Below are 15,408 nucleotides of genomic sequence, written 5' to 3' on the forward strand. Positions count from 1 at the left end.
GTACAAAAATACTTCTTTAAAATTAAATGGCAACAATTATTAATTTTGATTGCTCCACTTCCATTTCTTCCAGGCAAGACTCAAGCCACGAGTAGCCATAATCAGCAAAAAACACAGAAAAATTAAAAATTCTTTCCTGCCATGTTTTTGCCGGATGAACATCTAAAAATAACATTTCTAACCGTTCAAGCAATTCGTTTTGCTTAATTTTTTCTGCATGAAGCAGTCTTTTTTTCATTCTTTTAAAAGATTTAAGCTGCCGAATTTCTTCTGCTTTCACCATATTTCCGAAAGATCTTTCGGTGGTTTCGGCTAAATTTTTCAATTCTGAAAAATTATGAATTAAGCTGTTTTCTTTTTCATCAAGACTTTCAAGAATAGAATTATTGTCTAAAATTTTTGCGTTGGTAATTTTAGTAAAATTCTGGAAGAAATCCTCAATTTTCAAATCCAGTTTTCCGATTTTACCTAAAGTTTTCTCTTTGACAAACAGCATTGAATTCCTGGGAATCAAAATCGGAAAAGGAATATTGATTTTTGTAAAATAATCTTTTAATTCAAGCCAATACATAATTTCAGCGTTTCCTCCGATGTAAGCCAAATTGGGTAAAACTTTTTCCTGGAAAACCGGTCGCATCAACGCATTTGGGCTGAATCTTTCCGGAAAATTTTCTAACTCAGCTAAAATCTCTTCTCCTGTAAATTTCTGATCTTTATCTACAATGACATAATTTTCACCATCTAAATCTATCCTGTCTCTGGTTTGCGAAAGATAAAACAAATTAATTTCTCTCGGATTTACCTGAACTTTACCATATTTTTCTGTCAGAAAATTCACTTTTTCTTTTGAGGTTTTACGTAAACTGAAATTGATCAATTCATCTTTAAAAATATCTTTAACCTGATTTTTTAATTCTTTGGAATCTCCGTCAAGAATCAATAATCCGAATTCTGAAAATAATCGGTTAACTAAAATCTGTATTGCTTCAGTCAAAGTATTTCCAACTTTATATGCTTCCTTGAGCATTAAAATCAGTTCTGTTCCGAAAATAGAATCTTTGAATTCCTTTTCAAACTCAGAAATAAAAAAAGTATCACTAATTTTTATTCTGCCAACTGCTCCGCCAGATTTTTCGTTGATTTCGTAGTAATTACTTTCTGTTTTGAAATGATTGATCTCAGCAAAATCGTGATCTTCTGAAGCCATCCAATATACCGGAACAAAATTGAAATCCGGAAATTTTTGCTTTAAATGCATACAGGTTTTAATGGTCTGTAAAATTTTATACACAAAAAAGACTGGTCCTGAAAAAAGATTCAATTGATGTCCTGTCGTAATAGTAAAAGTATTAGGAGATTTTAAACTCACAATATTTTCTTTCTGTTTGGATGAAAGTTTTAATTCTGAAAGCTGATCTGAGAATGCTTTATAAATGATTTCTCTTTGAGAATTGTCAAAAGAGTTTTGTTTCTGATGGATCTGCTGAGTAAAATTATCAAATGAAAAAGTTTGTTTTTCAAACCCTTCAATCTCCTGATTTAAAAAATCTCTGACCAATTGAGGAATACTCTCGATATCGGTAAATGCTATTTTATTGACTGTTTTCAACGTGATTGAATTTAGTTGAACAAATACCATACAATTCCGATATTCAGTCTGAAATCATAGACCGGATAATGCGGAAAAGCGTAGGCTTTGTTATATGAAAGAAGCGTTCCCATTTGTTGTCCTTCGATAAAGAAAAACATTTTTTTTACCTTCATGTTGATATAAAGATCTGCGATAGGCTGTCCTCCAATAGAGAAAGAATCGGCTGTCGGAAGGATATATTCGTTGAGAATAGGGAAATATTCTCTCGATGCAAACTTTGAAAAATAATAAACTTTGATCCCCGCCTGAATTTCTGCAGCATTTTTGAATGCTTTTGACTGAAAGAATAAATTTGCTCTTCCAATAAATGAAGGCATCGGAAGAAGTTCTTTATTCGTTAAAGCACTCTGGAACTGAACCCGAGTATTTAAGTGAAATTTTCTGTAGCTAAACGTTGCATCACCTCCGATTTGAGAAATATTTAATGAATTGTCACTTTGACGAGGCATTGCTGAAGAATCAAAATAGGTATAATTATCTATTCTGAAATAATTGGCAAACAATTCAGATTTAAACCATTTTAAATTAATACTTCCTCCAATTTCTGTGACTGCCTGATTCTTGGCATCCTGTAGATAATAGTTAAACCTCTTATACGCAGAAGAATTCGCAAGATAGTTGAATGATGGATAAACACTTTGGAAATTAATCTTAGCATTGACAAAATAGTCTTTGATCGGCTCAAACTTGACGTTATTTGTTGTTTTCAGATAATTCCCAAACTGACTTCCGTTTGAAAACTCTAAAAATGAATTTAGCTGAAATTTATCAAATAATTTTACCTGCAGATTTCCTACAGCACCCAATCTGTTTTCTTTCAACTCTGCCGGAACATCTACAAGAGGTAAATCAATTTCGTTCAAACCAAATTTCAACATCTGATATCGTATACCAGCATCAAGTTTAAATTTTTCATTATCTAAAACCAAGCTTACCGTATTGCTGAAATTGTTGGAATATTTTTTTGTTGAAGGAGAAAATTCATCAACAATTTGTGAAGCTGTATTGTACCAATAGTTTTCTAAAGCATCCTGAAAATAGTAATATTTATTCCCCTGATTTAATAATGTATGCCTTATTCTGAAAGGGAATTTTTCAGAATTGAAAGGCGTAAACTGATGACTCAAATAATACCGGCGGTAAGAAAACTGCGAACTTGAGGATTCTAAATTTACCTGTGCATTTTGTTTATTCGCTTCGCTATTGCCAGATTGAAAAAGCTCATCATCTGCAATTCCTCCGTTTTCCTGATTGTTGACATTCTGGTGAAGGTAGTGAGCAAAAAGCTCATAATTTCCACTTTTGGAAATATAATGTCCGGAAAATAAAGTGTTGTTGTTTGCCGCCAGTGAATTTCTGTACATTCCTTCGGAACGCAATCCCATATATTCGACAGCAAAATTAAATCTCTTCCCGATATTCTGTGTGTATGTAGATTGTAACGCAGCACCATTTCGCATTGCGGTATGATAAATGAACGTTGCGGTAGGAGTTTTTACATCATAATACTTTATATCATTGACACCCAAAATTCCATAAGACTTATTTGATGGCAATAATGAAAGGTTTCCTTCTGCGTTTACTTCATAAGACAGAGGATTGAAACCTGCACCGATATTAGCAAACTGGACTCTACCGAAATTATCACGATTGTTATATTGTGAAAAAACATTCGTTTTATCAAAGGTCATCACGGTATCAAAAACTTTCTTCTCAGAAAATTGAGTCTGATATTGGTAATCCTGAATGGTTGGTTTGAATATTTTTAAAGAGTCTTTGGTACCGGAATCAATTACCAAAGTATCTGACAACTTTTCATCCAGTCGATTAGAATCTGTTTTGTTGACGATAACCTGGGCTTTGAGGAATGAGCCGAAGAAAAATATGATGAGGAGAATGTATTTCATGTATTTTTTTTGTACAGCAAAAGTAAGAAATTTGAATAACAACGATAATATTATAAATCTTTAAAATGTAGTGATTATATAATTTTCTATTAAACTTTAATAGAAAAAGACCGCCCATGAGGCGGTCTTTTTAAATAGTTTTATGTCTGTGATTAAAGACCTAAAAACTTCTCTACTTTATCTCCATAGCTTCCAACATTAGGAATATAATAGAAAACATTCAATGTCATTACTCTAGTACAAGGATTAAATGTCGAAGGTGTAACTGTACTTGGTCTTAGCCATATATAACCATTATTAGCACTACTAAAATAACCTGTATTTTGGTCGGCAAAAGTAACAGCAAAAGTTGTAGGATTATAATTTAAAACTAAGTCTTTACCTACATCTAAATAGTCCTTGATTAATAATTGATTTGGAACAGCTGGATTTTCAACTATTTCTACTGTAGTCCCAGGATTATTCCAAAATGATTCACTGTTGTTGAAATTACCAACAAAAGACGTAACAGGACAAGTCAATGACATATTAAGTGTAAATGTTTGATCAAAAACAGCATTTGTCAAAGTGCTTGAACCAAGTGTGAATGTTGCTGTTTTTCCCGCCTGTGTAGCACTAGCTTTAAAGATTCTAATAGTAAACTCGCCTCCAACTTCTCCAGCTGATAACTCATCTGTTGCATTTATAATCTGGAAGTCAGTACCTAATACTGCTGTAGACTTAGAAGCATCAAATTTGATCTGAACTTGATGATTACCTTCTACAGGTTTTATGCTACCATAGCTGATCTTATAATCACTGTATGTTGCCGAACTAAGAACATAGCCATTTCCAGCAACGCCTTTATTGAAATTCAGCATACTTTGGCCGTCATAAACTTCGGGTTCTGCATCTTTACATGAGAAAATCGTCATGAAGCCTATTAATAAAAACAATATTTTTTTCATTTTTAAAAATTTTTAATAATTAATAATTAATACCCTGGATTTTGCTGAATATTTGGATTCGCTTGCGTTTCAGAAGTTGGAATAGGGAATGTATATCTATTCAAATCGCTCAAAGTAGCAACTGGGTTAAGGATATAAATATCTACACCTTGTCTGGTAATTAATCTACCATTTCTTTTAAGATCAAAAAGACGAGATCCTTCCCAAGCAAATTCTTTAGATCTTTCGTCCAATATTTTTGTTACGGCATCGTTTTGATCCGTAAAAGCTACAGAAGCACCCGCATTTCTTGCTGTTCTTAAAGTTGAATATGCTGTAAATGATGCAGTTAAATCTGGCGCAGCTTTTCTTGCATGTGCCTCAGCTAAGATCATGTAAAGATCTGCCACTCTGAAAACTTTTATATTATTTATACCGTAGTTACCTGAACTACCAGGATATTTATTTACAATAAAAGTATTGTAAGGAGATGTAGGGGTTCCAGCAAAATATCTAGTTCTTCTAAAATCGCCTGTCGCAAATTTGTTATATAATGTGACGCTAGGATTCCAATAAAGAATTCCACCGCTAGTTAGCAAGTTAGTTGTAAAATATGCTCCTGGTGCAGCTGATGCTGAACCGGCAATATTAGTTTGGAAAAATAGCAATTCTGAAGTATTTGTGTCTGTCCAGGTTGCTTGTACAGTTGCTAGAGTATTAGCTAAGGCGCTGTTAAAAGATAATGCTTGGTTAGCAAATGTGATCGCCTGATCAAAATTATTCATTTCAAGTGAGATATATGCTTGCATAGCTCTAACTGCACCTTGATTAAATCTATTTTTGACAGTTGTTGGAACATTCGCTAACAATGGATATGCTTCATTACAATCATTTAAAATTTGTGCATATGTCTCTTGCATCGTTGGTCTTGATGGTTGTGCATAGATATCGTCACCTTTTACATATGGCACCCCCAAAGCACTAGCCTGATACTTAGGAGAAAAAAGTCTCACTAGTAAAAAGTGGTTAAATGCTCTTATTGCCAATGCTTCACCTTTTAATTGATCTTTCAAAGCAATATCAGCAGGAGTAGTTGCTGGAATTTTATCAAAATTCAATAACAATTTATTAGCATTGGAAATTGATCCGTATGCACCATACCAAACGCTAGAAAACTCATCTTGTTGTGCAGTAAAAGTCCAGGAATGAACTTCTTTACCTTGACCATTATTCTGCTGGTTAAATTTTAACTCATCCGTAATCAACGACTGAGCATATAAGTTGGCTCCTAACGGCATTCTAGAATATGATCCTAATAAAACCTGCTCAGAGTTTTTTAAAGTTTTGAATACGTTTTCTTCAATTACTCCATCAGGATCTAATTGATCATTTACAATATCGGTACAGCTTACTAAACCAAGTGAGGCAATACCTACAAAGAAAAATTTTATTTTATTAATTCTCATAATTTTCAAATTTTAGAAATTAAACTTACAACCAAACGTGATTGTTCTAGAAAATGGATATTCGTATGTCCCAATGTTGTTACTATCGTCAGGATCTAATCCTGTCCATTTTGTCCATGTATACAAATTATTACCAATTGCAAATACATCGATTCCGTTCATAAATCCGAGGAATTTACCATCGATATGATAATTTAATCTTACCTCCTGTAATCTTAGGAATGATGCATCTTCAATATCTTTAGAACTAAATTGTCTAGGAAATTGATACCCTTGTACTTCTGTAATTTGCCCTGGAGTAGTCCACATTGTATTCATAACTGTAGACAAATTATATTGTGCAAAGTTTGCATTCTCTAAGAAATAGGACTCATTATTAAATCTGAAATATTTTGCTTTATATCTGAAGTTAGCACTTGCAGTAAAACCTTTATATCTAAATTCAGCACCGAATCCTCCAAAAATTTCAGGTTTATACGATCCATAGTTAGCGGTACGATCTTCGTCTCTAAATTGGTTAGTAACATTCCCGTTCACATCATAATACAATGGTTGTCCATTTGAAGCATCAACTCCGGCCCATCCATTAATATAATGCGTACCAAATGGAGCACCAACACGAATAATAGAAGTTCCTTGTTCAAACTCTGTAACGCCACCTAAATCGGTAATTTTATTTTTAACTTGGCTAAAGTTTCCAAATAACTTAACTGAAGTATTTTGAGTGCTTACGACAGTTAGATTAAGATTCGCCTCGTAACCTTTATTCTCCATCGAACCTCCATTATAATTATTGATGGAAGAGAAGCCTGTTGTACCAGATAAACTATAAGTAATATACAAGTCAGAAGTTTTTCTGTTATACCAGCTTAAACTACCAGAAATTCTATTGTTCCATACAGCAAAATCTAATCCTACATTTAATTCTTTTGCTACTTCCCATTTGTAATTATCATTACCCGGAACACTTGGATTCAGAGTAGTTGCACCAGCATATGTACCACTTCCATAATATTGTGAAGTCTGATATGGACTTATCAATTCAATATCAATGGGATTACCTGCTTCACCATAACTTACTCTTGGCTTTAATTCGTTAATAAAACCAATTGAACTCATAAAATCTTCTTTATGAAGCAACCATGCACCTCCTAAACCATAAAAAGTTCCCCATTTATAATTTGTCCCAAAATTTGATGCACTTTCTCTTCTGACACTACCATTGAAAGAATATTTTCCATCATAAACATAAGAAACATTCCCCATAAACGCTAATCTATGATAATTTGTTTTACCCCCTGTAATTGATGGTAAAGTATTTGCAGAGACTAACGTTCCTGCAGGACTATTATTATACAAGTTATTTAATCCGTATCCTGTATATCCGAATGATCTTACAGTTTTGAAAAAATATTCATAAAGCGCAGTTGCTGTTAATTCATGCTTTTCAGCAAATGTGTTTCTATAATTTACTGAGGTATTATTAATAATACTTGATATCTGACTATTTCCTCGACTTAAGGCACCTGCATTTCCCGGTGTCGTGATAGAACCTAAATAAGTATTGGGGTTTGTATAACCTTCAGAATTATATGATGTATGATCTACACCTACAAACTGTCTGATATTAAAATTTTTAAAAAGTTGATAGGTTCCAGTTAAACTTGATATTAATTTCAACTCTTTTCTATTACCTACTCTTGTATTAATTGTTTCTAATGCATTACCACCGATCTTTCCGGCACCCGTATTATACTGTCCATTAGGCAAATAAGGCAAATCACTAGGGGGAGCCAAATATGTAGCAACAACAGGATTATTCAAATTAATAGCACCCTCAGAACTCACATTATTTCTATCACCATATGCAAATGTATTATTAAACTGCAAAGTAAATTTCTCACTTGGCTTAGCAAATAAATTAATCATTGCAGATGTTCTTTCATAATCAGACTGTCTGATAATACCATCCTGCTTCAAATATCCAACTTGCGTAAAATAATTAAAGGTATCCGATCCACCAGTTACAGCAAAGTCATGTTGGTTAAATGTACCATTTTGAAAAACTAAATCTTTCCAATTGGTATTTGTATTTGAAAGTGTAGCAATATCCTGATCCGTATAAGGTTGACTTGTATACGGATTATTTAAACCAATCCTTCTTCTAAAGGAATTCCATTCATTAGAATTCATAAGAGAAACCTTATCGTTAGCTCTTGTAGAAACACCATATTGACCTGTATAAGTAACAAGGGCTTTTTGTCTTGCGCGACCTTTTTTACTTGTTAACAATACAACCCCAGCACCACCCGAAGCCCCATATTGAGCAGCAGTTGCGATATCTTTGATAACACCAACTTCTTCAAAAGAGTTAGGATCCAATAGCTGGAATGCACTTGAAGAAATTGGAACCCCATCTAAAACATATAATGGTGTATTACTACCATTAATCGTAGAGGTACCACGAATATCAACTCTGAAGTTAGAGGAACCCGGCTGACCTGACCCGAAAGATATATCAACCCCGGCAAGCTTACCTACCAATGCCTGCTGAACAGTAGCCCCTGGCGTACTTTCAATATCAGCTGCTTTAACAGATGCTACATCACTGGTAGTATTCTCTCTCTTCATTTTTGTATAACCTAAATTCACAATTACTACCTCTTCAATTTCTTTGTTGATAGTATCTTTTTCAGGCTTAGTGTTTTGAGCTGTAACTATTTGTCCTCCTATAAAGAACAGTACTCCTGCGCTCAGCATACGTAATTTCACATTCATATTAACAAAAATTTAATATTATTTCGTGCAAATATGTTAATAAATATTAAAACCGCCAAATTTTTTAACTTTTATTTTACATTTAAATTATATAATAGCAGATTTTACATATATTTGTCTAAAATTAAGTTGATAATGAAAAAATACACATATTTATTGGGATGTTTGTTTTTATTTCCAATAATTTCAAAAGCACAAACACAGGAAGAAAAAATAAAAATTTCATATTATTCCAACAAAGAGGGCAATACAAAATTATTAAGTGAGCTAAAAAAAGATGATTACGAAAGAAAAATTCGTTTAAGTAATTTTTTAAATCAAAATTCTGATTTTAAAAAAACAACCAGAATCGGATTAATAGGAGTGCAAGAATTGCTAGATATTCTTCCTAACGGAGAAAAGGTATATGCAAGAACTACCAATGCAGGTGCTGCTACCACAGCTAGAGCAACTCATTTATATAGTGGTGGTAGTCTAGGCATAAATATTCAAGGTCAAAATATGACTGCTGGAGTTTGGGATGGGGGCAATGCGAGAGATACTCATCAAGAATTTATGGTTGGTGGAAACAGTAAAATTACCTTATCGGATGGTGTTAATTATCAGGATCATGCAACTCATGTCGCTGGTACAATTTCAGCACAAGGAATTTCTTCTTTGGTTAGGGGAGTAGCATTTAATTCATCCATCAAATCATATGACTGGAATTCTGATTTGACCGAAATGCTAGGCGAAGCATCTACAGGACTTTTAGTATCTAATCATTCTTATGGCTTAGGTCAGCTAAATAGTCTATGGTTTTATGGTGCCTATGATTCAAGAGCTCGCCAAATAGATAATATTTGTTATAATAACCAGTTTTATTTACCTATAGTGTCAGCTGGCAATGATCGTAATGAAACAGCCGCTCCTGGGTCTACCCAGATTGCCAATAAAGCTGGATATGATATGATTTTTGGACATGGCAATGCAAAAAATATAATTACAGTAGCAGCAGTAAATCAAGTGACTACATATACTGATCCATCAAGTGTTGTGATGTCTTCATTTAGTAGCTGGGGACCTTCAGACGATGGAAGAATTAAACCTGATATTTCAATGAAAGGAGTAAATGTACGATCTACTCTTTCAACCTCAGATACTGCTACCGGGATAATGTCCGGAACATCAATGGCTTCTCCTGGAATTACAGGAGTTGTATTATTGTTGCAACAATATTACAATCAGCTTTACAGTAACTATATGAAAGCCGCAACTGTTAAAGGTTTAATCCTGCACACAGCTGATGAGGCAGGGTCATATATAGGTCCAGATTACGAATTTGGCTGGGGTTTAGTAAATGCTCAAAAATCTGCAATTGCTATCCGTGATAAAAACAGCTCAACAAGCACTTCAAAAAGTGTTATTGAAGAATTGAATTTAACTAATAATTCAACATTTACAAAAACAGTAACAGCAAGTGGCACAAGTCCGTTAAAAGTTTCTATTTCATGGACTGACCCTCAAGCACCAACAAGCAATTCCGGAACTGTAGATCCTACTACTAAATACTTAGTAAATGATTTAGATATTAAAGTTGTTAAAGATGGTGTTACTTATTACCCTTGGAAATTACAAGGTATGGCAGCTCCTTATGATTCAGCTAGTAACAATTCTACAAACGATGTAGACAATTTTGAAAGAGTAGATATCAATAATCCCACTGGAACCTATACTATTACCGTAACTCACAAGGGAACATTATCTGGAGGAAATCAAAACTTTTCATTAATCGTAACAAGTGATAATTTATCTACTTTAAGTACTTCTGAAGTAAATAAATTGGATAACGAGGTTAACTTCTATCCTAACCCAGCTAAAGATTTCATTACAATTGGAGAAAAAGAAAAAAACTTGGTAGTTAGCATTTTTGATGCATCAGGCAAATTGGTTCTCACTGATAAAAACGCTGATAATAAAATAAATATTAGCCGACTCATCAAAGGAAATTACTTTGTGAACTATACAAATAATAAAGGAACTAAAAAAAGCTTTAAATTTACTAAAGAGTAATGTAATTGGTTATATTTCTCTATCTTTATAAAAAAAATTATGAAAAACCTTATTTTATTCGCCTTTATTATAAGCTCTCAAACATTTTTCTCTCAAATCGGGGTAGGTCTGAATTCTTCTCCAAACTCATTCTATGAGAGTCTTTATTTTAAGGACAATAAATATGAATATAAAGACATTAAAGGAAGTCCTTATCAGAATGTAGATTTTCAGTTGGCTCAAATTGGTGAATATAAAGATATACCTGTAAGATATAATAGCTATACAGATTCTTTTGAATTTAAGCAAGATGGTAAAAATTACATATTGCCAAAGGAAGATAACTTATCTAAAGTGGTCTTTCAAAACCGAAAAAAAGCTTATATTCTTTTTAATCTTGACGGGAACAAACAATATTTAGAAGAAGTTAATAGCGAAGTTGGTTTATTTAAAAAGAACACTACTCTTTTTAGAGAATTTAAAAAAGCTACTACTAACTACGAACAAGATTATCCACCTAGTTTTGAGCAAGTTGCACCAAAATATTATTGGTCAACAAACGGAAATTTGATCGAGATATCGAAAAAGAGTATTGAAAAAAACTTCTCAAATCAGCAAAAAGATTTGAAAGATTACATAAGAAAAAATAATCTTAGTTATGAAAAAGAGCAGGATTTGGTTAAAATCCTAACATTTTTAAAGAATAACAAATAATAAAAAAGAGACTGTAATAATACAGTCTCTTTTTTATTAAAATTAAATTGAACTTCCTCCCAAATTCGGCAGCGTAACCGTCCCATTATTACAAGGCTGGTTTCCTAAAGTAGAACTTGGATCTTACGGCTGAGAAGGTATACCGCTTCCATCACAAGGCTGATTAGGGTTATTATTGCCATTACTTCCGCTTGGTTCGGTTGGGTTTCCAAATCCGCCACCACTTGGATTGAAACCTCCTGGTGTCGTTCCACTTTCATTACCTCCCGGATTAGATATGCTTCCTCCCGGATTCGGACAGATGAGAGCCTGAGTCACCACCAAAACCGATTGTGTTTCAGCCTCACAAGTTCCGCCATCTTCGTCTGCTGCTTCACCGTGATGATGCGCATTTTCGCTACACGATGTGTAATAAGAATAGGTCATCAGGTAACATTCATCAGCAAGACCTTTTCCCATGATACCGGAAGAATAGGTTCCGCTTTGAAACTTTTCCTGCAAGATTTACAGCACCTCCGGAAAGTATGGTCTGTTTCTCTTGCGCTGTAAGATTGTAGGTAATGAGAACTTCTTTCCAGCTTCCCCTAGAAGAAAACCTCCATTTTGGAGGTTTTTTTATTACTGCTTGGTAAGTATCATTTCCATAGGAAAAGTACTGCCACCTTGTGGATCATTAGGAGGATTTCTTTCTCCAGTATGCTTATTAACTGTTATCACATGTTCAGTCTCAAACATCTTCATCTTTATTTGAGTAGGCGATAGGTTTTCTAATACCACATCAAAGTTTTTATACTTTTTATAATCTTCAAAACTAATAGCAGAAATATGCGAATTACAACCTAAATTAAAAATTACTCTTGACACATAATCTTTAGATAAATCATCCGATGAAGTATCGGCTATCAGTAAGCCATTTTCTTTATACTGATAATAACCTATCAATCTATCTTTGTAATAATTATTATTTCCATATTGATTATAATGATGCTTCACCTGTTTTATTAATGTTAGAATAAATTCTTTGTTTCCACTAGTCCATTTCCACACGCCTGAATATTTATTCATTTCGTTGGTTGTGTCCTTCAAATAATAATCTCCTGTACTATGATCGTATTGTTTGTCACAATTTGTTAATGCAACTATATTACTTTGTGCTGTGCATTGCACAGATAAAAATATAAGGCTTAATAATAGGAATATTTTTTTCATAATTATTGATTTTAATATTAAGGTTGAGGGCATGGTATTTTCTGTATGGTTCCGTCTGGATTTAGTGTTAGCTTCTTCCATTGAGTACCTTCCTGCTGATACAAAAATACTGAATTTCCATTGCCAAAATATTTTGAATTGAGTACTTTCATAAGCATCATTTCTGCCATATCAACGGTGTAGTTTTGGTTCGTATTGAGATTTCCAATCGTTTCATAAATTTCTTTAACGGTTTTCTCTGCTAATGTCTTGCCCTCTTTTGTATCTAAGTCAATACCATTAAATAAAGTATCTAGCACACTAATATCCTGCATTCTTAATGCATATGATGTTCCCTTAAAAGTTACCAAAAACATTGAAAACTCATTCTTCCTAAATGGAACTAGAAATTTATAGTGACTATAAAAACTTACTAAATCGGGATAAGAGAAGATAGGAATTCCTCCCGGACAATGATTATGCAGTCCCGCAACATCATAATTACTTTGTGTATTGATTACACGTTTTGTGCCATCTGCTTGAAAATTTGGAGGACCTTGCGCAATAGAATATGTAATTTTTCCTTTAAATTTTTCAACGGTTATGCTTGTTTCATGAGGATCTGGCATTTGTTGTGTCACTCTTTGTTTCAGACTATCCATTTTATGTTTAAATGCAGCATCATCTGTTTTTTCTTTTAAGCGTTCACAATCTGTTTTCTGTTCCTCAACTTCTAAAGCTCCCAAATTCGGCAAAGTAACCGTCCCATTATTACATTCTTCATTTCCTAAAGCAGAACCGGGATCTTGTGGCTGAGAAGGAACACCGCTTCCTCCGCAGGGATTTTCAGGATTTGTACTTCCGTTACTTCCCGGTGGTTCGGTAGGATTTGTAGTTGCACCACCACCATCGGGATTGAACCCTCCAGGTGTCGTTCCACTTTCATTACCTCCAGGGTTGGTGGTGCTTCCTCCGGGATTAGGACATACAAGAGCTTGAGTTACCACCAAAACAGATTGTGTTTCAGCCTCACAAGGTCCGCCATCTTCGTCTGCTGCTTCACCGTGATGATGGGCATTTTCGCTACACGATGTGTAATAAGAATAGGTCATCAGGTAACATTCATCAGCAAGCTCTTTATTCATTATCCCTGATGAATAGGTTCCGCTTTGAAGGAGTTCCTTGGTCACTTTTCCTGCAAGGTTTACCGCACCTCCGGAAAGCATCGTTTGTTTTTCCTGCGCGGTAAGATCATAAGTAACGAGAACTTCTTTCCAGCTACCATCCAAAAGAGGACTTAATACCAAATTTTCTACAGGTGCATCTGCAGGAGCATTCTCTCTGTTGATTCTGAAGGTATAGGTGTAATAGTTGGGTCCGTTCTCAATGTAAATGACATCATCGGTATCTATAGAAACCCCGTTTCCGTAATTTACTGTTTTGCCAAAAGCACTGTTTTTTGTCTTAGCTTTAAACTCAGCCTCAACTTTCCCCAATTCAGGAAGAAGCTTCGTTTTATGTTGGGCTTAATCTAAAGAGATTCTTTTGGAAGTGAGCTAAGAAAACCTCCATTACAGAGGTTTTCACTACTGCTTCGTCAATATCAAATCCCCCTTTGGCAAAGGTTCGGGATATTGGTTTGGAGGATAATTGTAAAAATAGCAATCTGTATCCAAAAATTTATTTTCTTGAGAATAAGAAAAATTAAGCTGTGTTTTGGCTGCATTGGCAAAGGTTAAATAAATATCTCCTCCTATTCTGCATACATCCTTATCATAATAAAACATCAAATATTTACCCGTTATATTTTGAAAACCTATCCCTTCTATTTTGGCGTCATTATCAGTCAATAGAGTATTGTCAAATAGAATATTACCAGAACTATCAATTGTTCTGAATTTTCCAATGATGATATCTGCATTATATTTCATGGTAGTGTTATATTTATTTACAATTTTTTTGAAAGTAATAAAAATAGTTTTTCCATTCCAAGTTCCTTTCCAAGTTCCCTCAAAGGCTTGAAGTTCATTATTGATATCTTTCATATAATACCCTGCGTCTTCAGGAATATCTGTATAAGTTCGTAGTGGTACAATGGTTTGTTGGGTATATGATTTACAAGAAACTACGATGAGTAGAATTAATAATATATTTTTCATACTTATTGCTTTGTCAATACAATATTTGGCTTTGGTAGTGGTTCTGGCTTGTCTGCTTGTGGCCAACCGTGAAAATAGCAATCCGAATTTAAAACCATACTATCTTGATTGTATGAAAAATTAAGCTGTGTTTTGGCTGCATTGGCAAAAGTAAGATAAATACTCCCTGTTATGCCACAAACATCATTATCTACATAAGACATCAGATATTTGCCAGTTATGTTTTGAAAATTAATTCCAAATATTTTTGCATTATTATCAGACAACATCGTATTATCAAATAAAATATTACCATTATTATCTAATGTTTTGAATTTTCCTATTAAATGGTCTAAATTATAGTTTAAATCTGAATCATATTTATTTACATTTTTCTTTAAAGTTATATAAATTGTCTTCCCATTCCATGTTCCTTTCCAAATACCTTCATAGTCAGAGAGTTCATTATGGGTATCTTTAAAATAATGACATTCTTTATCCGGAAGTCCATATGTTCGTAACGGAACAGTTGTGATAGACTGACAATTAGATTGTGGAAAGGATTTGCATGAAACTACAATTAATAATAGTAAAAATATATTTTTCATA

At 33.7% G+C, this 15,408-nt stretch carries 12 protein-coding genes; 2 read left to right on the plus strand and 10 right to left on the minus strand.

Annotated elements, in window-relative coordinates; genetic code table 11:
- Positions 1-22 precede the first annotated feature (22 nt).
- The 5 genes from bshC to AC4FQ5_RS09930 form a co-directional block, all read right to left on the minus strand.
- Entirely contained in the window at positions 23-1,609 is a 1,587-nt protein-coding gene (bshC, locus tag AC4FQ5_RS09910) for a bacillithiol biosynthesis cysteine-adding enzyme BshC (protein WP_491142869.1), read from the minus strand.
- Between the two features lie 11 nt (positions 1,610-1,620).
- The gene (locus AC4FQ5_RS09915; RefSeq protein WP_491142870.1) at positions 1,621-3,558 is read right to left on the minus strand and encodes a putative porin; all 1,938 of its coding nucleotides are present in this window, start codon (positions 3,556-3,558) and stop codon (positions 1,621-1,623) included.
- Positions 3,559-3,710: 152 nt separating this feature from the next.
- On the minus strand, positions 3,711-4,505 hold the full coding sequence (locus tag AC4FQ5_RS09920) for a hypothetical protein (RefSeq protein ID WP_491142872.1): 795 nt from the start codon (positions 4,503-4,505) through the stop codon (positions 3,711-3,713).
- A 26-nt stretch (positions 4,506-4,531) separates the two neighbouring features.
- The gene (locus AC4FQ5_RS09925; protein ID WP_491142873.1) at positions 4,532-5,950 is read right to left on the minus strand and encodes a RagB/SusD family nutrient uptake outer membrane protein; all 1,419 of its coding nucleotides are present in this window, start codon (positions 5,948-5,950) and stop codon (positions 4,532-4,534) included.
- A gap of 12 nt (positions 5,951-5,962) precedes the next feature.
- Positions 5,963-8,728: a SusC/RagA family TonB-linked outer membrane protein gene (locus AC4FQ5_RS09930; protein ID WP_491142875.1), complete on the minus strand. Its 2,766-nt coding sequence runs from the start codon at positions 8,726-8,728 to the stop codon at positions 5,963-5,965.
- Between the two features lie 135 nt (positions 8,729-8,863).
- Between AC4FQ5_RS09930 and AC4FQ5_RS09935 the strand changes: the two genes are divergently transcribed.
- Positions 8,864-10,780, plus strand: coding sequence for a S8 family serine peptidase (locus tag AC4FQ5_RS09935; RefSeq protein ID WP_491142877.1), 1,917 nt, complete (start codon positions 8,864-8,866; stop codon positions 10,778-10,780).
- 39 nt (positions 10,781-10,819) lie between these two features.
- Positions 10,820-11,473 carry a hypothetical protein gene (locus tag AC4FQ5_RS09940; RefSeq protein WP_491142878.1) on the plus strand — a complete coding sequence of 218 codons (654 nt, stop codon included), beginning with the start codon at positions 10,820-10,822 and terminating at the stop codon, positions 11,471-11,473.
- Between the two features lie 123 nt (positions 11,474-11,596).
- Here AC4FQ5_RS09940 and AC4FQ5_RS09945 read toward each other — a convergent pair whose 3' ends face one another.
- The 5 genes from AC4FQ5_RS09945 to AC4FQ5_RS09965 form a co-directional block, all read right to left on the minus strand.
- Positions 11,597-11,974: a hypothetical protein gene (locus tag AC4FQ5_RS09945; RefSeq protein ID WP_491142880.1), complete on the minus strand. Its 378-nt coding sequence runs from the start codon at positions 11,972-11,974 to the stop codon at positions 11,597-11,599.
- Between the two features lie 117 nt (positions 11,975-12,091).
- Positions 12,092-12,682 carry a DUF6705 family protein gene (locus tag AC4FQ5_RS09950; RefSeq protein WP_491142882.1) on the minus strand — a complete coding sequence of 197 codons (591 nt, stop codon included), beginning with the start codon at positions 12,680-12,682 and terminating at the stop codon, positions 12,092-12,094.
- Between the two features lie 17 nt (positions 12,683-12,699).
- The gene (locus tag AC4FQ5_RS09955; RefSeq protein ID WP_491142884.1) at positions 12,700-14,157 is read right to left on the minus strand and encodes a hypothetical protein; all 1,458 of its coding nucleotides are present in this window, start codon (positions 14,155-14,157) and stop codon (positions 12,700-12,702) included.
- A 90-nt stretch (positions 14,158-14,247) separates the two neighbouring features.
- Complete coding sequence (locus AC4FQ5_RS09960) at positions 14,248-14,820, minus strand: DUF6705 family protein (RefSeq protein WP_491142886.1); 573 nt, start codon at positions 14,818-14,820, stop codon at positions 14,248-14,250.
- A gap of 2 nt (positions 14,821-14,822) precedes the next feature.
- Entirely contained in the window at positions 14,823-15,407 is a 585-nt protein-coding gene (locus tag AC4FQ5_RS09965; protein ID WP_491142888.1) for a DUF6705 family protein, read from the minus strand.
- Position 15,408: the final 1 nt, after the last annotated feature.

Source organism: Chryseobacterium sp. DT-167 (genome assembly GCF_058310155.1).